Genomic DNA, 23,611 nt, shown 5'->3' with positions numbered 1-23,611 from the left:
GATGGCCCGTTTTCTTATCGTCGAAGCCCGTTTCTATGACCACCTCAACGATATGCTGATTGCGGGCGCCAGAGCCGCGCTTGAGGCCGAGGGGCACGAGGTCGAGGTCGTCACCGTTCCCGGTGCGCTGGAAGTGCCCGGCACCATCGCCATGGCTGCGGAAAGCGACCGTTACGATGGCTTTGTGGCGATCGGCGTGGTCATCCGCGGCGAGACCTATCACTTCGAGATCGTCGCCGGCGAAAGCGCGCGCGGGATCATGGCGCTCACCATGGACGGCATCGCCATCGGTAACGGCATCCTCACGACTGAAAACGAAGCGCAGGCGATCTATCGTGCCGATCCCAAGCAGGCCAACAAGGGCGCCGGGGCAGCGCAAGCAGCGATGGCACTGCTGGCGATGCAGGAGAAATTCGCATGAGCGGGCACGATTTCATCGCAGGCATCCCGCTGGTCCTCGGCGGTAATGTGTTCGGATGGACCAGCAAGGGTGACGAGGCATTTGCAGTGCTCGACGCCTTTTACGAGGCTGGCGGGCGAATGATCGATACTGCCGATGTCTATTCGGCCTGGATCCCGGGCCACAAGGGTGGCGAGTCGGAGACGGTGCTGGGCGAATGGCTCACAAGCCGGGGTGTCCGCGCCGACATGCGGATCCATACCAAGACCGGCATGTTGGGCGGCGCGGAGCTCTATGAATCGGCGCGGGTGCTGCAATCGCTCGAGGTTTCGCTGGAGCGACTGCAGAGCGACACCATCGATCTCTATTACGCGCACAAGGACTATCCCGAACTGGAAATCGGCGCGATCGTCGAGGCATTCGACGGCGCAGTGCGCAGCGGCAAGGTGAAGGCGCTCGGAGCTTCGAACTTCGATGCAGCGCGGCTTGGTGCTGCGCTCGACCACGCCAGCGCGACCGGGGCCGAGCCCTTCACCGCGCTGCAGAACGAATACAACCTTGTGGCGCGCAAGGCCTATGGCCCTGACCTGCAGAAGCTATGCACCGAACGCGAGATCGCCATGCTGCCCTTCTTCGGCCTCGCCTCGGGTTACCTCACCGGCAAGTACCGGACCGAAGCGGATTTCGCGAAGTCGATGCGCGGCGGCCGCGCAAAAGAACTGTCCGGGGGCAATGGCCCGCAGGTCCTGGCGGCGATGGACGAGGTCGCTGCAGAGACCGGTGCCAGCCTCTCCGCCATCGCGCTTGCATGGCTGGTTCGCCAGCCTGGCATCCCTGCCCCCATCGCCAGCGCCCGAACGGTGGAGCAGCTCCGCGAACTGCTCGAATTCACGCAGCTGCAGCTGAGCGACGATCAGGTCGCGCGGCTTACGCCCTCGGCAGGCTGATCCCGTCAGATAACACCCTGGCGCAACGCACTGCGACAGGGTGCCTCAGGCGAGTCGACCGAAACAGGCCGCACCCGCGTAAATCGCGCTTGCGCCCAGCTCTTCCTCGATGCGGATCAGCTGGTTGTACTTTGCAAGACGATCCGAGCGCGCCAGCGAGCCGGTCTTGATCTGCCCGCAATTGGTCGCGACCGCGAGGTCGGCGATGGTCGAATCCTCGGTTTCGCCCGAGCGATGGCTCATCACCGAAGTGTAGCCCGCACGGTGCGCCATCTCGACCGCCGCCAGCGTTTCAGTGAGCGAACCGATCTGGTTGACCTTCACCAACAGCGAATTGGCCAGCCCCTTGCCGATACCCATGGCGAGACGTTCCGGATTGGTCACAAACAGATCGTCACCCACCAGCTGGATGGTCCCACCAATCTTGTCGGTCAGGATCTTCCAGCCTTCGAGGTCGTCCTCGCTCATGCCGTCTTCGATCGAGCGGATCGGGTAATCGCGGCACAGCGCCGCGAGATAGTCGGCCATTTCCTCGCTCGACAGCGAGGTGCCCTCGCCCGCCATGTCATAGCGGCCGTCGGCGTAGAATTCCGTCGCCGCGCAATCGAGCGCCAGCGCCACCTCCGAACCCGGCTTGAAGCCTGCCTGCTCGATCGAGGCCATGATGAAATCCAGCGCGGCGCGCGAACTGGCGAGATTGGGTGCGAAGCCGCCTTCGTCGCCTACAGAAGTGGACAGCCCATTGTCGGCAAGGCCCTTCTTCAGCGTGTGGAATATCTCCGAGCCCCAGCGCACTGCATCGGCCAGCGTTTCCGCGCCCACCGGCATGATCATGAATTCCTGGATGTCGATCGGGTTGTCGGCATGTTCGCCGCCATTGATGATGTTCATCATCGGAACCGGCAGGACATGCGCCGCGACCCCGCCGAGGTAGGAATAGAGCGGCAGGCCGCGCGCATTGGCCGCAGCCTTCGCCACCGCCAGGCTGATGCCGAGAATCGCGTTGGCGCCAAGCCGTGCCTTGTTGGGCGTGCCGTCGAGCTCGATCATCGTCAGGTCGATATCGCGCTGGTCTTCGGCGTCGAGCCCCAGGATCGCGTCGGCAATCTCAGTGTTCACCGCGTCGACCGCCTTGAGCACGCCTTTGCCCTTATAGCGCGCCATGTCGCCATCGCGCAGCTCGACGGCTTCGTGTGCGCCGGTCGAAGCGCCGGACGGAACCGCAGCTCGTCCGAAACTTCCGTCCTCCAGCAGCACATCGACTTCCACAGTCGGGTTCCCTCGGCTATCAAGCACTTCGCGGCCGTGCAGGTCGATAATCGCGGTCATTGGCAGGCTCCTGGCTCGCACTGTTGTAATTGGCTAAGACACCACCATATCGGGGTGTGGCAGCGCTCTATGCGCCGGAACATCGCGGTGCAAGCGGCGTTGCGATATAAACCGTTCCGGCAATCGTATTCGCGCCGGAAGTGAAGACATTGGAAGGCAAAGGACGGACCCATGGCAGAGGGCACAAGCACAAAAACCCGCAAGACCACCACCAAGAAGGCACCGGTAAAGAAGGCCACCAAGGCTGCCGCGCCCGCCGACAACACGGCTGAAGCGAAGTCGCGTTTCAACGCCGCGCTGGAAGAAGCGCGCGCCGGCGCTGCCGCGCTGAAGGCGGAAGCCGGCGTACGCGCAGGCGTCTATCGCGATCAGGCCCGTGAAAAGGGCACCGATCTCGTCGCCGAAGCCAGGACCTATGGCAATGAAGCCAAGGCACGGGCGGGCGAACTCGCTGTCGAAGGCAAGGCGCGCGCCAGCGACGCGCTGGCTTCGCTCGGCAAGATCGTGGCCGACACGGCTCCGCAGATCGACGAGAAGGTCGGCGAGCAATATGGCGACTATGCCCGCAAGGCATCGCGCAGCCTGCAGGAAGTTTCGGCCAAGCTCGATTCGAAGAGTGTCGAGGAACTGGGCGAAGATGCGCGCGAAATGGTGCGCAAGAGCCCAGGCACTGCACTCGGCATCGCGGCGATCCTGGGCTTCCTGGTCGCGCGATTGTTCCGCGGCGGCCGCGGCTGAAGCGACAGGCAGGGGGGCTGGATATGCGTGACGAGGATCGTGCGGATCCGCGTCCGGTCGATGTGGACGACGAACTCGACGCCGCACTGCGAGGCGACGAGGATGGCCAGGCGCAGCCTGATGGTTCGCTGGTCGACGATGTTGCCGCGCTGGTTCAGGACGGGCGCAACTTCGTCGAAGCCGAGATCGCATTCCAGAAAACCCGCCTCGCCTTTGCTGCCAACCGCAGCAAATCCGCCGTTGTCTCGGGCCTGTTCGCGCTCGCCTTCATCCATTTGGCGCTGATCGCGCTGGTGGTTGGTCTCGTGATTGCGCTCACACCGCTGGTGTCTGCCCTGGGCGCAACCGCAATCGTGGTCGGCCTACTGCTGTTCGGCGCTTTCCTGATGCTGATGCGCATGCGCAATTCGACACAGGAAATCGGCGACGCATTCGGCAATGACAATGCCGAGGGCGGAAAATGATCGACCTGCGCCGCCAGTTGCTCGAAGACAAGGCGCTGCGCGACACGGCGCGTTCGATCATTACTGCTCAGTTCGATCGCGTCCGCAACGGGCTTTCAGGCCAGCGCATGGGCGAGCAATTGGCCGAAGAGGTTGGCGACGAAACGCTCGACGCAGCCGATCGGGCAAGCGACGCCTTGCGCGGCAAGGGCGGGATCGTCGCCGGAGTCGCCGCCGCAGTCGCTGGTGCAACCGCGCTTTGGTTCGCCCGCGAACCCCTGCTTGAAATGTTCCGCTCATCGGACGAGGATGAAGCGGAGGAAGAGCCAGACGACGAAGCGGATGGAGGCTGACATGACCACCACCGAAGACAAGCGTAGCGCGCTGCGCGCCCGCATCGAGAATGCACAGGAGCGACTGGCTGGGCACCATGTTGCCGATCAGGCCCGCGACGCTGCCGGCACGCTGGTCGATTATGCCAAGCGCAATCCGCTGGTCGTGCTGGGCGGTGTAGCGGCGCTGGGCCTGGTGCTAGGCAGGCTCTCGCGGGGTGGCCGTGCCGCGGCTACTGCCTCCGGCCTGCTGGGGCGGATCGCGACCGATGCCGCGATCGCCTTTGCCCTGACGATGTACGACAACGCAGTCCAGCGCGCGAAAGAGGAGCAAGAAGCCGAAGACGCTTCGCCCCGCCTTTCCGACCGGGCTAGTAGCCACGACGACTGATTTCCCGGGCTGAATTGCATTGCGCAGGTCTTGCCACAGGCGCTGGCTCGTCTATGGCGCGCGCCATTCCCCAAGGAGACAGAGCCATCATGGCTGAACATGAAACCAAGCAGCGGCTGCACCTCGTCATGGGTGGCCGCGTAAAAGACCCCCGCAGCCTGGAATTCCAGGATCCGGAAAGCATCCATGTCGTCGGTGTTTTCAGCAATTACGACGATGCGGTCGACGCCTGGCGCTCGAATGCCCAGCGCACAGTCGACGATGCCGAAATGAAATATGTGGTGGTGCATCTCCACCGCCTGCTCGAGCCGGAAGCGTAAGCTCCGGCTTTCGAGCGCGGTGCGTCAGATGAACTCGATCTTCTCGACGAGGTAGAAGCGGTCGCCCGAAGGCACGGTAACTTCGACCTCGTCGCCCACCTGCTTGCCGATGAGCGCGCGGGCGATAGGCGAGTTGTACGAAATGCGGCCCTTGTTGGCGTCCGCTTCGGTCTGGCCGACGATCTGGTAGCGGACCGGCTTGTCCTCTTCGTCGAGCAGGGTCACGGTCGCGCCGAAGATGATCTTGTCGCCCGACAGCGTCGCCGGATCGATGATCTGCGCGCGGCTGACCTTGTCTTCCAGCTCGGCGATCTGCGCTTCAACCTGGCCCTGCCGTTCCTTGGCCGCGTGGTATTCGGCGTTTTCCGACAGGTCGCCGTGCGCCCGCGCTTCCTCGATCGCGTCAACGATCTTGGGGCGTTCCGCACGCAGGACTTTGAGATCGGCGGTCAGCCGCTCATAGCCCTCTGCCAGCATCGGAACCTTTTCCATCGTAGCCATTCCAGTCTTTCCTTCCGCTCCCTCCCCTAAAACAGGGTCATTTCGAAGCTGGCCGCATTTTCCAAGGCGACCTGGCGAGCTCGAAATGTGGGGGAGATCAAACTATCGTCAGCTATAATAGTCTTGCAACGAGCGGACTTCAAGCTGGCTTGCATTTACTGCACGAATTGCGTTCGCTGCAGCAAGTGAAGAAGCGGCGGTAGTGTAGTAGGGAACCTTCGCTTCCAGCGCCGATGCGCGGATCGATTTGGAGTCGAGCAGGCTCTGCCAGCCTTCGGTCGTGTTGAAGATCAGCGCCACGTCGCCATCGATGATCCGGTCGACGATATGCGGCTGCCCTTCGGCCACCTTGTTCACGCGCTCGACGGGCAGTCCCTGCTCCTCAAGATAGCTCTGCGTGCCGCCAGTGGCGATCACATCGAAGCCCTGCTCGATCAGCGCCTTAACCGCCGGGACGATAAAGGGCTTGTCGGTATCCTTCACCGAGACGAACAAAGTGCCGGAGGTCGGCAGCACCATGCCCGCCGCAAGCTGCGACTTCAGGAAAGCAGCTTCGAAGCTGCGGTCGATCCCCATCACTTCGCCGGTCGACTTCATTTCGGGGCTGAGCGCCGGATCGCTGCCGGGAAAACGCGAGAAGGGGAATACCGCTTCCTTCACCGCCATATAGGGCAGGTCGCGCTTGAACGGCTCGAAGTCAGCCAGTTTCTCGCCCGCCATCACGCGCGCGGCGATCTTGGCGACCGGCTGGCCGATCGCCTTGGCGACGAAGGGCACGGTGCGGCTGGCACGCGGGTTCACCTCGATCAGGTAAACCTCGCCATCCTTCACCGCGAACTGGACGTTCATCAGGCCGACGACCTTGAGCGCCCTTGCCAATGCCTCTGCCTGCCGTTCCATTTCCTCGACGATCGAGGCGGGCAGCGAATAGGGCGGCAGGGTGCAGGCGCTGTCGCCCGAATGCACGCCGGCTTCCTCGATGTGCTGCATCACGCCCGCAATGCGCACTTCCTTGCCGTCGCACAGCGCATCGACGTCGCATTCGATCGCGTCGCGCAGATACTGGTCGACCAGCACCGGGCTATCGCCCGAAACATTCACGGCGGTCTTGATGTAATCATCGAGCTGCGCTTCGGAATCGACGATTTCCATCGCCCGCCCGCCCAGCACATAGCTGGGGCGCAGCAACACCGGATAGCCGATGCGCGAAGCGACCGCCGCCGCTTCGTCGCGGCTGTAGGCGATGCCGTTGTCGGGCTGCTTGAGCTTCAGCTTGTGGACCAGCTTGGCGAAACGCTCGCGGTCTTCCGCAAGGTCGATCGCATCGGGCGAAGTGCCCAGGATCGGGATGCCCGCATCCTCCAGCGCCTGCGCCAGCTTGAGCGGAGTCTGCCCGCCGAACTGCACGATCACGCCCACCAGCTTGCCCTTGGACTGCTCGACCCGCAGGATTTCGAGCACGTCTTCAGCGGTCAGCGGCTCGAAATAGAGCCGGTCCGACGTGTCGTAATCGGTCGAAACCGTTTCCGGGTTGCAGTTGACCATGATCGTCTCGAACCCGGCTTCAGCGAGCGCGAAACAGGCGTGGACGCAGCAATAGTCGAACTCGATACCCTGCCCGATTCGGTTGGGGCCGCCGCCGAGGATTACGATCTTCTTGCGATCCGACGGGTCTGCCTCGCATTCGGGCTCGCCGAAGCTCGGGGCTTCGTAGGTCGAATACATATAGGGCGTGATCGCTTCGAACTCGGCAGCGCAGCTGTCGATCCGCTTGAACACCGGATGCACGCCCAGCTTGTTGCGCAGCTGGCGGACCTCGTCTTCGCTGGTGGCGCCGGCCATCGCCTGCAAGGCATCGTGCAGCAGGCCCGAACGCTTGGCCTGGGTTTCGCCCAGCCCGCCCGCAACGCCGACTGAGCGCACCGCCAGCGTAGCGAGCCGCTTGTCCGAAAAGCCCATCGCCTTGAGCTTGCGCAGACCCGCCGCATCGCGCGGCAGGCCTTCGACGCCGATCTGCTTTTCGGCGGCAATGATTTCCTCGATCTGGCGCAGGAACCAGGGATCGTAGGAAGTGACAGCATGGATTTCCTCCACACTCATCCCGGCGCGGAACGCCTGCCCGACATAAAGCAGCCGGTCGGGCGCACGCTTTGACAGCGCGGCGGTGATCACTTCGCGCGAGACGCCCTCAAGCGAAGGCACGCGATTGAACCCGTCGAGCCCGGTTTCGAGCCCGCGCAGGGCCTTCTGCACGCTTTCCTGGAAGTTGCGGCCGATCGCCATGACTTCGCCGACCGACTTCATCGCGGTGGCGAGTTCGATCTTCGCACCCTTGAACTTCTCGAAAGCGAAGCGGGGAATCTTGGTCACGACATAGTCGATGGTCGGCTCGAAACTGGCGGGCGTGGCGCCGGTGATCTCGTTGGTGATCTCATCGAGCGTATAGCCCACCGCCAGCTTGGCGGCGACGCGCGCGATCGGGAAACCGGTCGCCTTCGATGCCAGCGCAGAACTGCGCGACACGCGCGGGTTCATCTCGATCACGATCAGGCGGCCGTCGGCCGGATTCACCGCGAATTGCACGTTCGAACCGCCGGTTTCGACGCCGATCTCGCGCAGCACCTCGATCGAGGCTGTGCGCATGATCTGGTATTCCTTGTCGGTCAGCGTCAGCGCGGGGGCGACAGTGATCGAATCCCCCGTGTGCACGCCCATCGGATCGACGTTTTCGATCGAGCAGATGATGATGCAATTGTCATGGCGGTCGCGCACGACCTCCATCTCATATTCTTTCCAGCCGAGCAGCGATTCCTCGATCAGCACTTCGGTGGTGGGCGACGCATCGAGCCCTTCGCGCACGATCCGCTCGAATTCCGCCTTGTTGTAGGCGATGCCGCCGCCGGTGCCACCCAGCGTGAAGCTGGGGCGGATAATCGACGGCAGGCCGGTGTGTTCGAGCACGGCAAAGGCCTCTTCCACCGTGTTGGCGATGCCGCTGCGCGCGCTTTCGAGCCCGATCTTGTCCATCGCCTCGCGGAAGCGCTGGCGGTTCTCCGCCTTGTCTATCGCATCGGCATTGGCACCGATCATGGTCACGCCATATTTGTCGAGCGTGCCATTGTTGTAGAGCGCCAGCGCGCAATTTAGCGCGGTCTGCCCGCCCATGGTGGGCAGCAGCGCATCGGGGCGTTCCTTGGCGATGATCTTCTCGACGATCTCGGGCGTGATCGGCTCGATATAGGTCGCGTCGGCGAACTCGGGATCGGTCATGATCGTGGCCGGGTTCGAATTGACCAGCACGACGCGATAGCCCTCTTCCTTGAGCGCCTTGATCGCTTGCGTGCCGGAATAGTCGAACTCGCAGGCCTGGCCGATGATGATCGGGCCGGCGCCGATTACGAGGATCGAGGAGATGTCAGTGCGTTTGGGCATTAGTCGCCTTCTGGAATCGAAACTTGACAAGATGCGGTGATTGGCAGGCCTGTAGAGACAGTTTCACCACCTCGCATTACGACACCCTGCAATTCGTGCGAACGAAGAAGCGCGTTGCTCGGCATCACAGTAATCCGTTCTGCGTCGGTCGAGGCAACGAGATCAAAGTTGCCATTCGGGTAACGGTAGTAGTGCCCCGAAATTGGGGTAACTTCCTCGTCATTCATCGCCGATGTGATGGTCCCCGAGAACTTCCAAAGATTGTTGGCTGGCTCGGAAAGTGTCGCTTCGATACGACGCTCTACCTGCTTTGCCGCAACTGCGGGACTGGTGCGCGGGCCAAGGTGCTGCACCGTGCAGTTAAGAGACGGCTTTTCTGGCTCACTACAGCCTCCGAGCGCAAGAAATCCTATGATAAGGGGCGGCAGGTATCTCACCCCAACATCCCCACGAATTTCTCGAACAGGTAGAAACTGTCCTGCGGACCCGGACTTGCCTCGGGGTGATACTGCACGCCGAACGCCTGCTTGCCCTTGATGCTGATGCCGCAGTTCGAACCGTCGAACAACGACACGTGGGTCTGCTCGACATTGGGCGGCAGCGTATCGACATCGACCGCGAAGCCGTGGTTCATGCTGGTGATCTCGACCAGGCCGGAGGTGTCGCCCCAGCCCTCACCCACACGCTGGACCGGGTGGTTAGCGCCGCGGTGGCCCTGGTGCATCTTCACCGTCTTCGCGCCCGCCGCCAGCGCCAGCATTTGGTGGCCGAGGCATATGCCGAACAGCGGGATATCGCGATCGAGCAGCCCCTTGATCACCGGCACGGCATATTCGCCGGTTGCCGCCGGATCGCCCGGCCCGTTGCTGAGGAACACTCCGTCGGGCTTGAGCGCGAGGATTTCATCGAGCGAAGTCTTGGCCGGAACCACCGTCACTTTCGCACCGGCGCGCACAAGATTACGGAAGATATTGTCCTTCGCGCCATAGTCGATCGCTACGACATGCGGGCGGGCATCGTCGCCTGCCTCGCCATAGCCATGGCCGAGCCGCCAATAGCTGCCGTGCCATTCTTCCTGCCCGTGGCGCGTGACGATCTGCGCCAAATCCATCCCTTCGAGGCCCGGCCATTCCTGCGCCCGCTTGAGCAGCGCGGGAATGTCGAACTTGCCGCTCGGCTCATGCGCGATCACCGCATTGGGCGCGCCCGCCATGCGGATCCGCCGGGTGAGCGCGCGCGTATCGACGCCCGAAAGGCCGATCTTGCCGTTGGCTTCCATCCATTCGGTGAAGGGCTGCAGGCTGCGGAAATTGCTCGCGGGGGTCACGTCTTCGCGCACGACGCAACCGACTGCGCCTTCCACGCGGCTTTCAATATCATCGGGGTTGGCGCCGACATTGCCGATATGCGGGAATGTGAAGGTGACGATCTGCCCGGCATAGCTCGGGTCGGTCATCACTTCCTGGTATCCGGTCATCGCAGTGTTGAAGCATACTTCGCCCACCGCGGAACCGGTTGCGCCGAAGCCCATGCCCCAGATCACCGTGCCATCGGCCAATATAAGGACTCCCGTCGCACCTTTAGGTTGCGCAGGACGAGAGGCAGCAGAAGCCATTTTTGGGCTCTCCGAGTCAGGGGTTTTCCGGCGATGTCGCTAAGTCCCAGCCGCTAGACGCCAGCTGCGGGCGCGTCAACCGCATGGGGGAGAAATATCGACTATTCGGGGCACAATCACTATCTGCCCGCCCAAGACCAGACAAAAGGGACCGATTCCATGCTCCGCGACGACATCAAAGCCGCCACCATCGCCGCCATGAAGGCAGGCGAGAAGGACCGCACCGCCGCGCTCCGCCTGATCGGGGCGAAGATCAAGGACCGCGACATCGAAATGCGCACCTCCACCAAGGAGATCGCCGACGACGATCTGGTGGTGGAAGTGCTGCAGAAGATGGCCAAGCAGCGCCGCGAATCGATCGACCTCTATGTCCAGGGCGGCCGCGAGGAACTGGCCGCGCAGGAGCGCGCCGAACTCGCCGTGATCGAGGAATTCCTGCCCGCCATGCTGGGCGAAGCCGAAACTTCCGCCGCGATCGAGGCCATCAAGGCGGAGCTTGGCGCAAGCTCGATCAAGGACATGGGCCGCGTGATTGCCGAGCTCAAGGCACGCCATGGTGCACAGCTCGACATGAGCAAGGCGAGCGGGCTGGTGAAAGCGGCGCTTTCCTAATACTGTCCGCCAATGCTTTCCCCGCAGTGGCTAGACGAATTGCGTGCACGGGTGACGCTTTCGAGCGTCATCATGCGCACGACCAAGCTGCAGCGCGCGGGGCGCGAGTGGAAGGCCTGCTGCCCGTTCCATAACGAGAAGTCGCCCAGCTTCACCGTCAATGACGAGAAGGGCTTCTACCACTGCTTCGGTTGCGGTGCGCATGGCGACGTGATCCGCTGGATGACCGACCAGCGCGGCCTGCAGTTCATGGACGCCGTGAAAGAGCTGGCGCAGCAGGCGGGGATGGAAGTGCCCCGCCCCGATCCTGTTGCAGCGAAGCAGGCGGAAAAGCGCGCCAGCCTTGTCGATGTGACCGAAGCCGCACAGGCATGGTTCGTCGAGAACCTGTTTGCAGCCGAAGGCGCGGCGGCGCGCAATTACCTCAAGTCTCGTGGCTTTTCGTCTGCCGTGATGCGCGAATTCGGCTTCGGCTATGCGCCCGACAGCAAGGTCGCGATCAAACCTGCGCTCTCGCAATTCGAAGAGAACATGCTGGTCGAAGCCGGACTGCTGATCTCGGTCGATGACAAGACGCCCTATGACCGCTTCCGCGACCGGCTGATGCTGCCGATCCAGGATGCGCGTGGAAGAGTGATCGCATTCGGCGGTCGTATCCTCCAGGCCAAGGAAGGCGCGGCGAAATATCTCAACTCGCCCGACACGCCTTTGTTCGACAAGGGGCGTACGCTCTATAACCTCCACCGCGCCGGCCCGGCCTCGCGCCAGAGCGGGCGCATGGTCGTGGTCGAAGGCTATATGGACGTGATCGCGCTGGCGAACGCGGGGATTGCCGATGCCGTTGCCCCGCTCGGCACTGCGCTGACCGAAACACAGCTCACGATGCTGTGGCGCATGGTGGATGTGCTGGTGCTGTGCTTTGACGGCGATGCGGCGGGCCAGCGCGCGGCAATGCGCGCGATCGGCCGGGCGCTGCCAATGCTCCAGCCGGGCAAGAGCCTGGGCATTGTGCGCCTGCCTGCCGGGCTCGATCCGGACGACTTGATCAAGCAGCGCGGGAAGGCTGCGCTGGAACAGTTGCTGGCCCAGCCCGCGAGCCTGCTCGAAACGCTGTGGAGTTTCGAGCGCGACGCGCAGGAGCTCCGCACGCCGGAAGACAAAGCGGGGCTCAAGGCGCGGCTGCTGGCGCATGCCGACGCGATCCAGCATCCCGATATCCGCGCGCTATATCGCCGCGAACTGCTCGACCGCTTCTCCGCCTTCGCCTTCCCCCAGCGTCCGCCGCGCGAATGGAAGCCCGCTCCCTTCGGGCGCCCCGCCCCGCAACCACTCACGCCCGACGCAGCATCGCGACTGAAGCGGGTGATGAGCGGCGGCGCCCGCGACGATTTCACCCGCGCCGTGATCCATGGCTTGCTGCGCTTCCCGGCAGAGATCGAGCGTCATACCGAAGCACTAGGCAGGCTCGCCCGGCTCGACCTGAAAATGGCCGAGACTGTCGAAACCTTGCTTGAGCTGTCGGAAACGCTTGATTCGCGCGCCGACATGGCCATATCAGGCGAACGTGGCCTTCCCGCCCCACCGGATCAAACTCGATACGCCTTCCTAAGAGAAGGCATAAACCCGGTAGATGCGTGCGAGGAACTGGCCGAAGCCGTTGCGTTGCTGGTCGAAAGGCCGGCCCTTATTGCTGCGCTTGAAGCAACAAGGGGCCGGTTTGCGGAGGATCCCGAAGAGGCCTTCACCGAACAAACCCGGTTGCGCGAACGGCTCGCCGCATTAGACGAACGCCTTAAGCACTTTGGGCGAAAGAAGGCCGCGATCGCGGCAGACACGGAAATTACTCGCGGGCTGGCTGACGAGCCGGTCTCCGACCTGGAAACGGACTGATACGGACCTATGGCGTCAAAGATTAAAGGCGGGGCAAGCAGCAAAGACGATGATGCGCCTCTGATCGACCTCAACGAAGCTTCGATCAAGAAACTCATCAGCAAGGCCCGCAAGCGCGGCTACGTCACCTATGACGAGCTGAACGAGGCGCTTCCGTCGGGCGAGATGAGCCCCGACCAGATCGAAGACATCCAGACCGCGCTGAGCGAAATGGGCGTGCAGATCGTCGAGAGCGACGAGGATGCCGAGGCCGAAGGCGATTCCGACGGCGAATCCGAGGTCGATGAAGTCGAAAGCGACGATAGCGACGACGACGAGGATGAGGACGCCAAGAAGGACGTCCGCAAGACCGGCAGCGCCGCCGCCAAGAAAACCGCGACCGGCGACCGCACCGATGACCCGGTGCGCATGTACCTGCGCGAAATGGGCGCGGTCGAACTGCTCAGCCGCGAAGGCGAAATCGCCATCGCCAAGCGGATCGAAGCCGGGCGCGACATGATGATCATGGGCCTGTGCGAAAGCCCGATCACCTTCCACGCCATCATCCAGTGGTCCGAAGCGCTCAACAATGAAGAGATGCAGCTGCGCGAGATCCTCGATCTCGACGCCATGCTCTCGAAGGAGCCGCCGGCCGACAAGATGGAGGCCGACGAGGACGACGATGACGACGGCGAAATCTCGGAAGAGACCGCCGGCCCCACGATCCGCGACGACGATGAAGTCGAGGAAGAGGAAGACGAGAGCGACGAGGACGAAGACGGCGAGGAAGGTTCTTCGCGCCGCCGCGAGGAAGAGGACGAAGACGACAACACCATGTCGCTGGCGCAGATGGAAGCTGCGCTGAAGCCTGAAGCGCTGGAGCGCTTCGCGCGCATCACTTCGCTGTTCAAGACCTTCGAAAAGCTCCAGGCGGAACGCGTCGAAACGCTCGCTGCCGGGCAGGAATTCCCGAAGGCCAAGGAAAACAAGTACGAAAAGCTGCGCGAAGACCTCACCGCCGAGGTCGAAAGTGTGCAGTTCCACGCGACCAAGATCGAATTCCTGGTCGACAATCTCTATGCCTTCAACCGTCGCCTGACCGCGCTTGGCGGCCAGATGCTGCGCCTTGCCGAACGGCACAAGGTGAAGCGGATCGACTTCCTCAATGCCTATGTCGGCAATGAGCTGGACGACACCTGGCTCAACGAGAACGCCAGGAAGGACAAGAAGTGGGCCGCCTTCGCAGAGAAGGAAGGTGACGCGATCGAGCGTATCCGTGCGGAAATCGCCGACATCGCCAGCCAGACCGGCATGTCGCTCCCCGAGCTGCGCCGCATCGTCAACATGGTGCAGAAGGGCGAGCGTGAAGCGCGCATCGCCAAGAAGGAAATGGTCGAAGCGAACCTGCGCCTCGTGATTTCCATCGCCAAGAAATACACCAACCGCGGGCTGCAGTTCCTCGACCTGATCCAGGAAGGCAACATCGGCCTGATGAAGGCGGTCGACAAATTCGAATACCGCCGCGGCTACAAGTTCAGCACCTATGCCACATGGTGGATCAGGCAGGCGATCACCCGCTCGATCGCCGACCAGGCCCGCACCATCCGTATCCCGGTGCATATGATCGAAACGATCAACAAGCTGGTGCGCACCTCGCGCCAATTTCTACACGAGGAAGGCCGCGAGCCTACGCCCGAGGAAATGGCGCAGCGCCTTTCGATGCCGCTCGAAAAGGTGCGCAAGGTGATGAAGATCGCCAAGGAACCGATCAGCCTCGAAACGCCGATCGGCGACGAGGAAGATTCGCACCTGGGCGATTTCATCGAGGACAAGAACGCCGTGATCCCGGTCGATGCCGCGATCCAGGCGAACCTCAAGGAAACCGTCACCCGCGTGCTCGCCTCGCTTACACCGCGTGAGGAACGCGTGCTGCGCATGCGCTTCGGCATCGGCATGAACACCGATCACACGCTTGAGGAAGTGGGCCAGCAGTTCTCGGTTACGCGCGAACGTATCCGCCAGATCGAAGCCAAGGCGCTGCGCAAGCTCAAGCACCCGAGCCGCAGCCGCAAGATGCGCTCGTTCCTGGATCAGTAATTCTTGTCACTCTATTGGTGATTCCGGGAAAGGCTCGCTGGCAATCGGCGGGCCCTTTCTCTATGGGCCTTCCCATGCGCATCGCCATCGCCTCTGACCACGCCGCCATCGAACTCAAATCCGAGCTTGCCGAATGGCTGATGGAGCTCGGCCATGAGGTCGCCGACCTCGGGCCCTACTCGACCGACAGCGTCGATTATCCCGACTATGGCTACAAGCTGGCCGGGGTAGTTGCAGAGGGCACCGCGGAATACGGCATTGCGCTGTGCGGATCGGGCATCGGCATTTCGATCAGCGTAAACCGCCACCCGCACGTCCGCTGCGCGCTGGTTTCAGAGCCGCTTTCGGCCGCGCTCGCACGCGAACACAACAATGCCAATTGCATCGCGCTCGGCGCGCGGCTGGTCGGCATTGAAATGGCCAAGGCCTGTGTAGAGACATTCCTTGAGACCGAATTCGCCGGTGGCCGCCACCAGCGCCGCGTCGACAAGCTTTCGAACCCGCCCTCCGACACCGATACGATAGAGCCTCTCCAATGAGCACAGCGCCTTCAGCCAATACCGATATCATGCACCACTTCTGGCATGACACGCTTGCCCAGGCCGACCCGCAAGTGGCCGCGGCAATCGCGAATGAACTCAAGCGCCAGCAGAACAAGATCGAGTTGATCGCGAGCGAGAACATCGCCTCCACCGCGGTGCTCGAAGCGACCGGTAGCGTCTTCACCAACAAATATGCCGAGGGATACCCTGGCAAGCGCTATTACGGCGGCTGCGACTATGCTGATGTGGTCGAAACGCTGGCGATCGAACGCGCGAAGCAGCTGTTCGGCTGCGAATTTGCCAATGTGCAGCCCAACAGCGGCTCGCAGATGAACCAGGCCGTGTTCCTTGCACTGCTCAATCCCGGCGACACCTTCATGGGGCTCGACCTCAATTCGGGTGGGCACCTGACTCATGGCTCGCCGGTCAACATGAGCGGCAAGTGGTTCAATCCTGTCGCCTATGGCGTGCGCAAGGATGACGAGCGGATCGACATGGACGACGTCATGGCGATCGCGAAGGAGCACAAGCCCAAGCTCATCATCGCCGGCGGCACCGCCTATTCGCGCTTGTGGGACTGGGAAGGCTTCCGCAAGGTAGCGGACGAAGTCGGCGCATACCTGATGGTCGACATGAGCCATATCTCGGGTCTGGTCGCAGGCGGCGCGCACCCCTCGCCCTTCCCGCATGCCCATGTCGTCACCACCACCACGCACAAGAGCCTGCGTGGCCCGCGCTCAGGCGTCATCCTGTGGAATGACGAGGCGTTGACCAAGCCGTTCAACATGGCGGTGTTCCCCGGCCTGCAGGGCGGACCGCTGATGCATGTCGTGGCGGCCAAGGCAGTCGCTTTCCTCGAGGCGCTGCGCCCCGAGTTCAAGGCCTATGCACATGCTGTGGTCGAGAATGCACGCGCGCTCGCAGCCAGCCTTGAAGAGAACGGCCTGCGCATCGTGTCGGGCGGGACCGACAATCATTCCATGCTGGTTGACCTCACTGCAAAGGATGTGACCGGCAAGGACGCCGAGAAGGGCCTCGATCGCGCCTGGCTCACCTGCAACAAGAACGGCATTCCCTATGACACGCGCAGCCCGTTCGTTACGAGCGGTATCCGCCTCGGAACTCCGGCGGGAACGACGCGCGGCTTCGGCCCCACCGAATTCCGCAAGGTCGGCAAGCTGATCGCTGAAGTGGTAGACGGGCTTGCCAAGAACGGCCCGGAAGGCGATGCTCAGGTAGAGGAAAGAGTGCGCGGCCGGGTGGCCGAACTGTGCGAGGCCTTTCCTGTCTATCCCGGGAGATAAACCATGAGCGATAATGCACCCGAAGGCCGCGATTGGGTCAATGACACCAAGGAAGAAATCGTGGGCATGGCCAAGCAGGGAGTCAAGCACCCCTCGACCAAGCCGGTGTTGACCGGGGCCGCGATCGGAGCGGTGGCGGGCGCAATCCTGCCCGTGATCAGCTGGCCGCTTGGCCTTGCGGCTGGCGCCGGCATCGCACTCTATAGCAGGTTGAAGAAGTAAGAGACTGAATGCGCTGCCCTTTTTGCGCCCATGACGATAGCCAGGTAAAGGACAGCCGCCCGACCGAGGACAACACCTCGATCCGGAGAAGGCGCCAATGCTCTAGCTGCGGCGCCCGCTTCACCACATTCGAACGCGTGCAATTGCGCGAAGTCACCGTCGTGAAAAGCGGCGACCGGCGCGAGGCGTTCGACCGCGGCAAGCTCGAGCAATCGGTCTCGCTGGCATGCCGCAAGCGCGGGGTTGACCAGGAACGGATCGACCAGCTCGTCTCCGGCATCCAGCGCCAGGTCGAAACCGCAGGCGATGCCGAAGTGCCCTCATCGCGGATCGGCGAGATGGTGATGAACGGCCTGCGCCAGATCGACAGCGTGGCCTATATCCGCTTCGCTTCGGTCTATCGCGATTTCAGCGAAGCCAAGGACTTCGAGGAATTCGCCAGCACCGTGCAGGAAGCGGCGCAAGATGGGGCAAGCTGAACAACCGGCGATCGTGCTGGTGCGGCCGCAACTGGGCGAAAACATCGGCAAGGCTGCACGCGCGATGCTCAATTTCGGGCTCACCGAAATGCGGCTGGTCGCACCTCGAGACGGCTGGCCCAATCCATCGGCAGGTCCGGCGGCGGCGGGCGCAGATGCCGTGCTTGAACAGGCCCGGGTTTTCGACACGGTCGCAGAGGCTGTGGCGGATTGCGCGCATGTCTATGCCACCACCGTCCGCAAACGCGGCGTGACAAAGCCCGTGGTCGGGCCCGATGAGGCCGGGCGCGAAATCCATGCGGCGGCCGGCAAGAGCGCGATCCTGTTCGGGCCCGAGCGTTCCGGCCTCGAAACCGAGGACGTCGCGCTCGCCCGCACGATCCTGACCGTTCCGATCAACCCCGAATTCGGCTCGCTCAACCTCGCGCAGGCAGTGATCCTGTGCGCCTATGAGTGGTCGAAGCAGGCGCCGGTCGTCCAACCGACGCAGGAAGAGCTCCTGCCCCCTGCACCGCAGGAGGAGTTGGAAGGCCTGATCGCCCACCTAGAGAGCATGCTTGAGCCCAAGGGCTATTTCTTCCCCGAAGCCCGGGCCGAAGCGACCCGCAAGACGCTGCGTGGCGTGCTGACCAAGCCGGGCTGGAACCATCTCGAAGTCCGCACGCTGCGCGGCGTCCTCTCGTCGCTCGAACGTCCGCCACGCAAGGGCTGAGCCTGGCCGGACCTGCTGGCGTGCAATCGCCTTCCGGTCACCAGAACTATCTGCAGATGCACTAGAATATCTTTGAATACGACTTTCGACCTTCATCGCATTATGCAGCCTGCGTGTGCGGTGCATTTTGCATTCCGTAGCTGTTTTCCATGAAATCCCCCGTTCTTCTCGCCGCCCTTTGCCCGGTTGCGTTCGCGCTGGCCCTTCCCGTCCATGCTGCGGGCACGCCCGAGACCGAAACTGCTGAACAGTCCGCATCGCCACAGGCCAAAGAGGAAAAGAAGATCTGCAAGCGCGAAGAGGGCCGAACCGGCTCGCGGCTCGGCAGCAAGAAAATCTGCAAGACAAAGGCAGAATGGGAGCAAAGCGCGCGCGAAGCGCGAGATAGCGACCGCTTCGCATCCTGAACGCCGGCGACAAGCCGGTCTTGGTCGAGGAATCGGCTACGCCCGATCGCGTAGCCGGTCCCACTCCTCGAATTCGTAAGCGATCGAGGTTTCGACCAGCAGGTCCCACATCTCAGCGAGCCTGCCTGCGGGAAGGCCGCGCGCCTCCGCGTCCGCACGGGCGTTGGCGATGACAGCCGCCTTGCGCGCTTCGTCGCGCACGCTGTCCCGGTCCTGCTTGATCCGCGCAGCCGCGCGCATATAGCCAAAGCGCCGGTCGAGCAGCTCCATCAGTTCCCTGTCGGTGGCATCGACACCCGCGCGCACATCCAGCATGGTTGTGCAATCTTCGGGCAAAGTCATGGTCTTGGTCATGCCGCGCCCTGTGGCGGCTTGCCGGGCGTTTGTCGAGAGGGGGTGTGAATGCTTGACGCACCATACAATCCTGCTATGCGCGCGCCTTCGCGAATTGGCCCCGTATCCCGGTGAAGCGGTGGCCGCGTCGGACAACAGGTCCGGCGGTGCGATGCCGGGTTGAACGGTCACCATTGGGGTGATCCAGCAAATTGAAGGATACGACTTATGTCGAAGCGCAAGAGCGCCAAGTACAAACTCGACCGCCGGATGGGCGAAAACATCTGGGGTCGTCCGAATTCGCCGGTCAACAAGCGTTCCTACGGCCCGGGCCAGCACGGCCAGCGCCGCAAGGGCAAGATGAGCGACTTCGGCCTGCAGCTGCGCGCGAAGCAGAAGCTCAAGGGCTATTACGGCGACGTGACCGAAAAGCAGTTCAAGCGCACCTACCAGGAAGCGGCGCGCATGAAGGGCGACACCGGCCAGAACCTGATCGGCCTGCTCGAACAGCGCCTCGACATGGTTGTCTATCGCGCCAAGTTCGCACCGACCATTTTCGCAGCCCGCCAGATCGTGAGCCACGGCCACGTCTATGTGAACGGCGTGAAGTGCAACATCGCCAGCCGTCGCGTCGTCGTTGGCGACGTGATCACCTTGGGCAAGAAGGCGCAGGAAATGGCGCTGGTGATCGAAGCGCAGGGCCTGCCCGAGCGCGACATTCCCGACTACGTTTCGGCTGACGGCAATGCGAAGGTGACCTTCACCCGCGTGCCGAAGCTCGACGAAGTGCCCTACCCGGTCACCATGGAACCGAACCTGGTTGTTGAGTTCTACTCGCGCTAAGTCCTGACAATATCGTCACGCAAAAGGGCGGTCCGAAAGGGCCGCCCTTTTTGTTTGGCACCGGTTGTTTGGGGCTGTGTCCGATTATGGGTGGTTTGCGGACTTGCCCGTCCCGACAGGGTTCAATCGAGAATAACGCGATTGAAGAATGCTTCGTGGTTTTGGACTAGACGTGCATTCACGGTCCGTTTGCCGCCGCTTTTCAGGTGGAGCAAAGCATCCTTAGAACGGACCTCGATGCGCTCGACATCTGAGATTGGTATGCGCCTAAGTGGAACGACATACTCTTTCAAAACCTTGCCATTGTAGCTGATAGCAGGCCAACCAAGGCAAGCGCGAATGGCTGAGAACAATGCGATTAGGCTGAACACACAAAAGATCGAGAAGACCACCCCGCCAATGATCGTGAACCCTTCGTCAGTCCGGAGGACTTTGCTCATTCGTCCGTGGGGGGATGCCGGTAGAAAATAGAAGCCCACTGTTGCTGCAACCCAAAAGAACGCAAAAGCGGATACTATCCCAGTCCGAAACTTCGCTTCTCGTTTGTCCATAAGATTTATGTGGCAGGGAGACCAAATGTCCGCAATTGGGTCGTTAGTGGACATTCCCGATTTTCCTACATGGTCGCGATCTGGCAAAAGCGCGCTCCGCTCTTTGCGATCGTCGTATCATCCCAACGCTCCATCCCTCGTGTCGTCATTGCGAGGGGGCGCAGCCGACGTGGCAATCCACCTTGGCCCGCGTTTGCATGGATTGCTTCGGCACGCTCACAATGACGAGCCGGGAGTTTTCTTCTTAGACAGTGTCGCATGTGTCGCATCGGTGAGAAAAGCCGTGCGCGGGAATGACGAGTCTTGAATTGCTAGCCGGGATTCTCCGCTAGCTTGGCGCAGAAAGATAATCCCGCCGGAAGTCACTCGCGAATGCCGCGAAACGCCCTTCCCCGATCGCATCGCGCATTGCCGCCATCAACTGCTGATAGAAGCCGAGATTGTGCTCGGTCACCAGCATGGCGCCCAATATCTCGCCCGACTTGTGCAAGTGATGGAGATAGGCGCGCGAATAGCTGCCGCAGGTGGCGCAGGTGCAGCGCTCATCCAGCGGGCCGCTATCCTCGGCATGGCGCGCATTGCGCAAATTGAGCGGTCCGTTCCAGGTGAAGGCCTGCCCGTTCCGGCCCGAGCGTGTCGGCAGCACGCAATCGAACATGTCGATCCCGCGCTCGACCGCGCCGACGAGATCGTCGGGCTTGCCCACGCCCATCAGATAGCGCGGCTTGCCCTGCGGCAATTGGCCGGGCGCGAAATCGAGCGTGGCGAACATCGCCTCCTGCCCCTCGCCCACCGCCAGCCCGCCCACGGCATAGCCATCGAAACCGATCTCGATCAGCTTCTCGGCGCTGACCTTGCGAAGATCCTCATCGAGCGCGCCCTGCTGGATGCCGAACAGCGCCGCTCGCCCCGCATGTTCGCCGCCGCTGTCGAAACCGTCGCGGCTGCGCTTTGCCCAGCGCATCGACATCTCCATCGAACGGGCAATCACATCGCGCGGCTGGTCTGCCCGCGGGCATTCGTCGAATGCCATGACGATGTCGCTGCCGAGCAGGCGCTGGATTTCCATCGAGCGTTCGGGCGTCAGCATATGCTTCGAGCCGTCGAGGTGGCTGCGGAATTCGACGCCCTCCTCGGTGAGCTTGCGCAGTTCGGAAAGGCTCATCACCTGGTAGCCGCCGCTGTCCGTCAGGATCGGGCGCGGCCAGTTCATGAACTGGTGCAGGCCGCCCAAGCGGGCGACCCGTTCCGCCCCGGGCCGGAGCATCAAATGATAGGTGTTGCCCAGGATGATGTCCGCGCCGGTCGCGCGCACGCTTTCGGGCTTCATCGCCTTCACCGTGGCGGCGGTGCCGACGGGCATGAAGGCGGGCGTGCGGATTTCCCCGCGCAACATGCGGATCGCGCCGGTGCGGGCCTTGCCGTCGGTGGCGTGGATCGAGAAGGAAAAGCGGTCTGCCATAGCGCCCGCGCGCCTAGCCGTTCAGGCTCTCAGGCGCCAGCCCGTCTTGAAGATGAAGGCGATGATTGCCACGCATACCGCCAGGAAGCCGAGCGTGATGCCGAGCGAAAGCCCGAAATTGACATCGGCACTGCCATAGAAGGTCCAACGCAGCCCGCTGACGAGATAGACGATCGGGTTGAACAGCGCGATCTTGTCCCACGGCTCGGGCAGCATGTCGATCGAGTAGAATGTGCCGCCAAGGAAGGTCAGCGGCGTAAGGAACAGCATCGGGATGATGCCCAGTTTCTCGAAATTGTCGGCCCATATGCCAAGGATGAAGCCGAACAGGCTGAAGGCGGCAGCAACCAGCATGATATAGACCACCGCCAGCAGAGGATGCGCGATCGAGTAGTCGACGAACAGCCGCGCGGTGACGAGGATGATCGCGGCAAGGATCAGGCTCTTGGTGGCCGCTGCCCCGACGAAGCCGATCAGCGTTTCCGCCACCCCCACCGGCGCGCTGAGAAGCTCGTAGATCGTCCCCGTGAAGCGCGGCATGTAGATGCCGAAGCTCGAATTGCTGGTCGTCTCACCCAGCAGCGTAAGCATCAGCAGGCCGGGAATGATGAAGGCGCCATAGCCGACCCCGCCAAGGTCAGGCATGCGCCCGCCGATCGCCGCGCCGAACACGATGAAATAGAGCGAGGTCGTGAGCACAGGCGCCAGCACCGACTGAAACGCGGTGCGCAGGAAGCGGACCAGTTCGCGCTTGTAGATCGACCAGGTGGAACGCCACGCAATCATGCTGCGGCCTCCTCGTGATCGAGCAGCGAGACGAAGATCTCCTCAAGGCTGCTCTCCCGCGTGTCGATCCCGGTATAGTCGATCCCGGCGCGGGTCAGCGCCTTGGTCAACTCGGCGACTTCGGCCTTGCCCTTGCCGGTGCCATCGCCCCCGCGATAGCGCAGCGACGTACCGCCGTTCTCCAGTTCGACCGGGAAACCGGCGATGGCGGGCGGTATCTCGCTCATCGGCGCAGCCAGCGCGATATGCGCTTCGGTTCGGCCGAGCTTGGCCATCATGGCCGCCTTGTCGTCAACGGTGATGATCCGCCCCTTGTTGATGATGCCCACCCGGTCGGCCATCTCCTCGGCCTCTTCGATATAGTGGGTGGTGAGGATGATGGTGACGCCGCGCGCGCGCATCTGGTCGATGATCGCCCACATGCCCTTGCGGAGCTCGACATCGACCCCGGCTGTGGGTTCGTCGAGGAACAGCAGGTCAGGCTCGTGTGCCAGCGCTTTGGCGATCAGCACGCGGCGCTTCATCCCGCCCGACAGCGTCATGATGCGATCGTTGCGCTTCTCCCACAAGCTGAGCGAACGGAGGATTTCCTCGATCCGCCCCTTGTCGGGCGCAAGGCCAAACAACCCCCGCGAATAGCTTACCGCGCGGATCACCGGCTCGAACATGTCAGTGCTGAGTTCCTGGGGCACCAGGCCGATCCGGCGACGCGCATCGCGCCAATGCGATGTTATGTCCTGCCCGAACGCATGGATCGTGCCGCTGGTGGGTCGCACCAGCCCGCACACAGCGCCGATCAGCGTGGTCTTGCCCGCACCATTGGGGCCAAGCAGCGCGAAGATTTCGCCTTTGCGGATCTGAATATCGACGTGATCGAGTGCTTTCAGGCCACCGGGATAAATCTTGGACAGGCCGCGCAACTCAAGAATGGGTTCGCTCATTGC

General features: G+C 62.6%; 27 protein-coding genes. 17 read left to right on the top strand and 10 right to left on the bottom strand.

What is annotated here, in order from left to right; translation table 11 throughout:
- Window position 1 precedes the first annotated feature (1 nt).
- Together ribH and VRS74_RS09615 are read left to right on the top strand one after the other, a co-directional pair.
- Complete coding sequence (gene ribH, locus VRS74_RS09620) at window positions 2-421, top strand: 6,7-dimethyl-8-ribityllumazine synthase (protein WP_354145038.1); 420 nt, start codon at window positions 2-4, stop codon at window positions 419-421.
- On the top strand, window positions 418-1,347 hold the full coding sequence (locus VRS74_RS09615; RefSeq protein ID WP_354145037.1) for an aldo/keto reductase: 930 nt from the start codon (window positions 418-420) through the stop codon (window positions 1,345-1,347). The genes ribH and VRS74_RS09615 overlap by 4 nt, the downstream gene beginning before the upstream one ends.
- A 45-nt stretch (window positions 1,348-1,392) precedes the next feature.
- On the opposite strand, the gene eno is transcribed toward VRS74_RS09615, so the two are convergent.
- The gene (gene eno, locus VRS74_RS09610; protein WP_354145036.1) at window positions 1,393-2,676 is read right to left on the bottom strand and encodes a phosphopyruvate hydratase; all 1,284 of its coding nucleotides are present in this window, start codon (window positions 2,674-2,676) and stop codon (window positions 1,393-1,395) included.
- Between the two features lie 171 nt (window positions 2,677-2,847).
- Here eno and VRS74_RS09605 point away from each other — a divergent pair, with 171 nt between their 5' ends.
- From VRS74_RS09605 to VRS74_RS09585, 5 genes are all read left to right on the top strand, one after another.
- Window positions 2,848-3,414, top strand: a complete 567-nt coding sequence (locus VRS74_RS09605; protein WP_354145035.1) for a hypothetical protein — start codon at window positions 2,848-2,850, stop codon at window positions 3,412-3,414.
- A 23-nt stretch (window positions 3,415-3,437) separates the two neighbouring features.
- Window positions 3,438-3,878 (top strand): phage holin family protein, encoded by a 441-nt coding sequence (locus VRS74_RS09600; protein ID WP_354145034.1) that lies wholly within the window; start codon window positions 3,438-3,440, stop codon window positions 3,876-3,878.
- Window positions 3,875-4,210, top strand: coding sequence for a hypothetical protein (locus VRS74_RS09595; protein ID WP_354145033.1), 336 nt, complete (start codon window positions 3,875-3,877; stop codon window positions 4,208-4,210). The genes VRS74_RS09600 and VRS74_RS09595 overlap by 4 nt, the downstream gene beginning before the upstream one ends.
- 1 nt (window position 4,211) lies before the next feature.
- Window positions 4,212-4,580: a hypothetical protein gene (locus VRS74_RS09590; protein ID WP_354145032.1), complete on the top strand. Its 369-nt coding sequence runs from the start codon at window positions 4,212-4,214 to the stop codon at window positions 4,578-4,580.
- An 89-nt stretch (window positions 4,581-4,669) separates the two neighbouring features.
- The gene (locus VRS74_RS09585; RefSeq protein WP_354145031.1) at window positions 4,670-4,900 is read left to right on the top strand and encodes a DUF4170 domain-containing protein; all 231 of its coding nucleotides are present in this window, start codon (window positions 4,670-4,672) and stop codon (window positions 4,898-4,900) included.
- A 24-nt stretch (window positions 4,901-4,924) separates the two neighbouring features.
- On the opposite strand, the gene greA is transcribed toward VRS74_RS09585, so the two are convergent.
- The 4 genes from greA to carA form a co-directional block, all read right to left on the bottom strand.
- Window positions 4,925-5,401, bottom strand: a complete 477-nt coding sequence (gene greA / locus VRS74_RS09580; RefSeq protein ID WP_354145030.1) for a transcription elongation factor GreA — start codon at window positions 5,399-5,401, stop codon at window positions 4,925-4,927.
- 108 nt (window positions 5,402-5,509) lie between these two features.
- Entirely contained in the window at window positions 5,510-8,833 is a 3,324-nt protein-coding gene (carB, locus tag VRS74_RS09575) for a carbamoyl-phosphate synthase large subunit (protein WP_354145029.1), read from the bottom strand.
- On the bottom strand, window positions 8,833-9,270 hold the full coding sequence (locus VRS74_RS09570; protein ID WP_354145028.1) for a hypothetical protein: 438 nt from the start codon (window positions 9,268-9,270) through the stop codon (window positions 8,833-8,835). Before VRS74_RS09570 ends, carB begins: the two co-directional genes overlap by 1 nt.
- Window positions 9,267-10,448, bottom strand: a complete 1,182-nt coding sequence (gene carA / locus VRS74_RS09565) for a glutamine-hydrolyzing carbamoyl-phosphate synthase small subunit (RefSeq protein WP_354145027.1) — start codon at window positions 10,446-10,448, stop codon at window positions 9,267-9,269. Before carA ends, VRS74_RS09570 begins: the two co-directional genes overlap by 4 nt.
- 159 nt (window positions 10,449-10,607) lie before the next feature.
- Here carA and VRS74_RS09560 point away from each other — a divergent pair, with 159 nt between their 5' ends.
- The 9 genes from VRS74_RS09560 (at window position 10,608) to VRS74_RS09520 (ending at window position 18,692) form a co-directional block, all read left to right on the top strand.
- Complete coding sequence (locus VRS74_RS09560; RefSeq protein WP_354145026.1) at window positions 10,608-11,060, top strand: GatB/YqeY domain-containing protein; 453 nt, start codon at window positions 10,608-10,610, stop codon at window positions 11,058-11,060.
- A gap of 12 nt (window positions 11,061-11,072) precedes the next feature.
- A complete protein-coding gene (gene dnaG / locus VRS74_RS09555) occupies window positions 11,073-12,950 on the top strand; it encodes a DNA primase (RefSeq protein WP_354145025.1) in 1,878 nt (625 codons plus the stop codon).
- A gap of 9 nt (window positions 12,951-12,959) precedes the next feature.
- Window positions 12,960-15,026, top strand: a complete 2,067-nt coding sequence (gene rpoD / locus VRS74_RS09550; RefSeq protein WP_354145024.1) for an RNA polymerase sigma factor RpoD — start codon at window positions 12,960-12,962, stop codon at window positions 15,024-15,026.
- A gap of 74 nt (window positions 15,027-15,100) precedes the next feature.
- Window positions 15,101-15,565, top strand: coding sequence for a ribose 5-phosphate isomerase B (rpiB, locus tag VRS74_RS09545; protein WP_354145023.1), 465 nt, complete (start codon window positions 15,101-15,103; stop codon window positions 15,563-15,565).
- The gene (glyA, locus tag VRS74_RS09540; protein WP_354145022.1) at window positions 15,562-16,872 is read left to right on the top strand and encodes a serine hydroxymethyltransferase; all 1,311 of its coding nucleotides are present in this window, start codon (window positions 15,562-15,564) and stop codon (window positions 16,870-16,872) included. Before rpiB ends, glyA begins: the two co-directional genes overlap by 4 nt.
- 3 nt (window positions 16,873-16,875) lie before the next feature.
- On the top strand, window positions 16,876-17,094 hold the full coding sequence (locus VRS74_RS09535) for a hypothetical protein (protein ID WP_354145021.1): 219 nt from the start codon (window positions 16,876-16,878) through the stop codon (window positions 17,092-17,094).
- An 8-nt stretch (window positions 17,095-17,102) separates the two neighbouring features.
- Window positions 17,103-17,573, top strand: coding sequence for a transcriptional regulator NrdR (gene nrdR, locus VRS74_RS09530; RefSeq protein ID WP_354145020.1), 471 nt, complete (start codon window positions 17,103-17,105; stop codon window positions 17,571-17,573).
- Window positions 17,560-18,285 (top strand): RNA methyltransferase, encoded by a 726-nt coding sequence (locus tag VRS74_RS09525; protein ID WP_354145019.1) that lies wholly within the window; start codon window positions 17,560-17,562, stop codon window positions 18,283-18,285. Before nrdR ends, VRS74_RS09525 begins: the two co-directional genes overlap by 14 nt.
- Window positions 18,286-18,434: 149 nt before the next feature.
- Window positions 18,435-18,692, top strand: a complete 258-nt coding sequence (locus VRS74_RS09520; protein WP_354145018.1) for a hypothetical protein — start codon at window positions 18,435-18,437, stop codon at window positions 18,690-18,692.
- A gap of 36 nt (window positions 18,693-18,728) precedes the next feature.
- Here VRS74_RS09520 and VRS74_RS09515 read toward each other — a convergent pair whose 3' ends face one another.
- On the bottom strand, window positions 18,729-19,046 hold the full coding sequence (locus VRS74_RS09515) for a chorismate mutase (protein WP_354145017.1): 318 nt from the start codon (window positions 19,044-19,046) through the stop codon (window positions 18,729-18,731).
- A gap of 207 nt (window positions 19,047-19,253) precedes the next feature.
- On the opposite strand from VRS74_RS09515, the gene rpsD reads away from it, so the two are divergent.
- Window positions 19,254-19,868 carry a 30S ribosomal protein S4 gene (gene rpsD, locus VRS74_RS09510; RefSeq protein ID WP_354145016.1) on the top strand — a complete coding sequence of 205 codons (615 nt, stop codon included), beginning with the start codon at window positions 19,254-19,256 and terminating at the stop codon, window positions 19,866-19,868.
- Window positions 19,869-19,990: 122 nt separating this feature from the next.
- Here the strand turns inward: rpsD and VRS74_RS09505 are convergent, their stop codons facing one another.
- From VRS74_RS09505 to VRS74_RS09490, 4 genes are all read right to left on the bottom strand, one after another.
- Window positions 19,991-20,419, bottom strand: coding sequence for a hypothetical protein (locus tag VRS74_RS09505; protein WP_354145015.1), 429 nt, complete (start codon window positions 20,417-20,419; stop codon window positions 19,991-19,993).
- A 328-nt stretch (window positions 20,420-20,747) separates the two neighbouring features.
- A complete protein-coding gene (tgt, locus tag VRS74_RS09500) occupies window positions 20,748-21,881 on the bottom strand; it encodes a tRNA guanosine(34) transglycosylase Tgt (protein WP_354145014.1) in 1,134 nt (377 codons plus the stop codon).
- 21 nt (window positions 21,882-21,902) lie between these two features.
- Window positions 21,903-22,667 carry an ABC transporter permease gene (locus VRS74_RS09495; RefSeq protein WP_354145013.1) on the bottom strand — a complete coding sequence of 255 codons (765 nt, stop codon included), beginning with the start codon at window positions 22,665-22,667 and terminating at the stop codon, window positions 21,903-21,905.
- Window positions 22,664-23,608, bottom strand: a complete 945-nt coding sequence (locus VRS74_RS09490; RefSeq protein ID WP_354145012.1) for an ABC transporter ATP-binding protein — start codon at window positions 23,606-23,608, stop codon at window positions 22,664-22,666. The genes VRS74_RS09495 and VRS74_RS09490 overlap by 4 nt, the downstream gene beginning before the upstream one ends.
- Window positions 23,609-23,611 lie beyond the last annotated feature (3 nt).

The sequence above is a fragment of the Altererythrobacter litoralis genome, from assembly GCF_036324225.1.
Taxonomy (GTDB): domain Bacteria; phylum Pseudomonadota; class Alphaproteobacteria; order Sphingomonadales; family Sphingomonadaceae; genus Erythrobacter; species Erythrobacter litoralis_A.
Note: the sequence above shows the minus strand (reverse complement) of the source record. Positions and strands in the feature narration are given on the sequence as shown.

Bases quoted from the DNA above. Each gene is read 5' to 3' on its own strand.
- VRS74_RS09495 (WP_354145013.1), bottom strand. From the start codon at position 22,667: ATGATTGCGTGGCGTTCCACCTGGTCGATCTACAAGCGCGAACTGGTC.
- VRS74_RS09600 (WP_354145034.1), top strand. From the start codon at position 3,438: ATGCGTGACGAGGATCGTGCGGATCCGCGTCCGGTCGATGTGGACGAC.
- eno (WP_354145036.1), bottom strand. From the start codon at position 2,676: ATGACCGCGATTATCGACCTGCACGGCCGCGAAGTGCTTGATAGCCGA.
- VRS74_RS09585 (WP_354145031.1), top strand. From the start codon at position 4,670: ATGGCTGAACATGAAACCAAGCAGCGGCTGCACCTCGTCATGGGTGGC.
- VRS74_RS09525 (WP_354145019.1), top strand. From the start codon at position 17,560: ATGGGGCAAGCTGAACAACCGGCGATCGTGCTGGTGCGGCCGCAACTG.
- VRS74_RS09505 (WP_354145015.1), bottom strand. From the start codon at position 20,419: ATGGACAAACGAGAAGCGAAGTTTCGGACTGGGATAGTATCCGCTTTT.
- ribH (WP_354145038.1), top strand. From the start codon at position 2: ATGGCCCGTTTTCTTATCGTCGAAGCCCGTTTCTATGACCACCTCAAC.
- VRS74_RS09535 (WP_354145021.1), top strand. From the start codon at position 16,876: ATGAGCGATAATGCACCCGAAGGCCGCGATTGGGTCAATGACACCAAG.
- VRS74_RS09595 (WP_354145033.1), top strand. From the start codon at position 3,875: ATGATCGACCTGCGCCGCCAGTTGCTCGAAGACAAGGCGCTGCGCGAC.
- VRS74_RS09560 (WP_354145026.1), top strand. From the start codon at position 10,608: ATGCTCCGCGACGACATCAAAGCCGCCACCATCGCCGCCATGAAGGCA.
- VRS74_RS09490 (WP_354145012.1), bottom strand. From the start codon at position 23,608: ATGAGCGAACCCATTCTTGAGTTGCGCGGCCTGTCCAAGATTTATCCC.
- dnaG (WP_354145025.1), top strand. From the start codon at position 11,073: ATGCTTTCCCCGCAGTGGCTAGACGAATTGCGTGCACGGGTGACGCTT.
- nrdR (WP_354145020.1), top strand. From the start codon at position 17,103: ATGCGCTGCCCTTTTTGCGCCCATGACGATAGCCAGGTAAAGGACAGC.
- VRS74_RS09615 (WP_354145037.1), top strand. From the start codon at position 418: ATGAGCGGGCACGATTTCATCGCAGGCATCCCGCTGGTCCTCGGCGGT.
- greA (WP_354145030.1), bottom strand. From the start codon at position 5,401: ATGGCTACGATGGAAAAGGTTCCGATGCTGGCAGAGGGCTATGAGCGG.
- VRS74_RS09515 (WP_354145017.1), bottom strand. From the start codon at position 19,046: ATGACCAAGACCATGACTTTGCCCGAAGATTGCACAACCATGCTGGAT.
- VRS74_RS09590 (WP_354145032.1), top strand. From the start codon at position 4,212: ATGACCACCACCGAAGACAAGCGTAGCGCGCTGCGCGCCCGCATCGAG.
- tgt (WP_354145014.1), bottom strand. From the start codon at position 21,881: ATGGCAGACCGCTTTTCCTTCTCGATCCACGCCACCGACGGCAAGGCC.
- VRS74_RS09605 (WP_354145035.1), top strand. From the start codon at position 2,848: ATGGCAGAGGGCACAAGCACAAAAACCCGCAAGACCACCACCAAGAAG.
- carB (WP_354145029.1), bottom strand. From the start codon at position 8,833: ATGCCCAAACGCACTGACATCTCCTCGATCCTCGTAATCGGCGCCGGC.
- carA (WP_354145027.1), bottom strand. From the start codon at position 10,448: ATGGCTTCTGCTGCCTCTCGTCCTGCGCAACCTAAAGGTGCGACGGGA.
- rpiB (WP_354145023.1), top strand. From the start codon at position 15,101: ATGCGCATCGCCATCGCCTCTGACCACGCCGCCATCGAACTCAAATCC.
- VRS74_RS09520 (WP_354145018.1), top strand. From the start codon at position 18,435: ATGAAATCCCCCGTTCTTCTCGCCGCCCTTTGCCCGGTTGCGTTCGCG.
- rpoD (WP_354145024.1), top strand. From the start codon at position 12,960: ATGGCGTCAAAGATTAAAGGCGGGGCAAGCAGCAAAGACGATGATGCG.
- rpsD (WP_354145016.1), top strand. From the start codon at position 19,254: ATGTCGAAGCGCAAGAGCGCCAAGTACAAACTCGACCGCCGGATGGGC.
- glyA (WP_354145022.1), top strand. From the start codon at position 15,562: ATGAGCACAGCGCCTTCAGCCAATACCGATATCATGCACCACTTCTGG.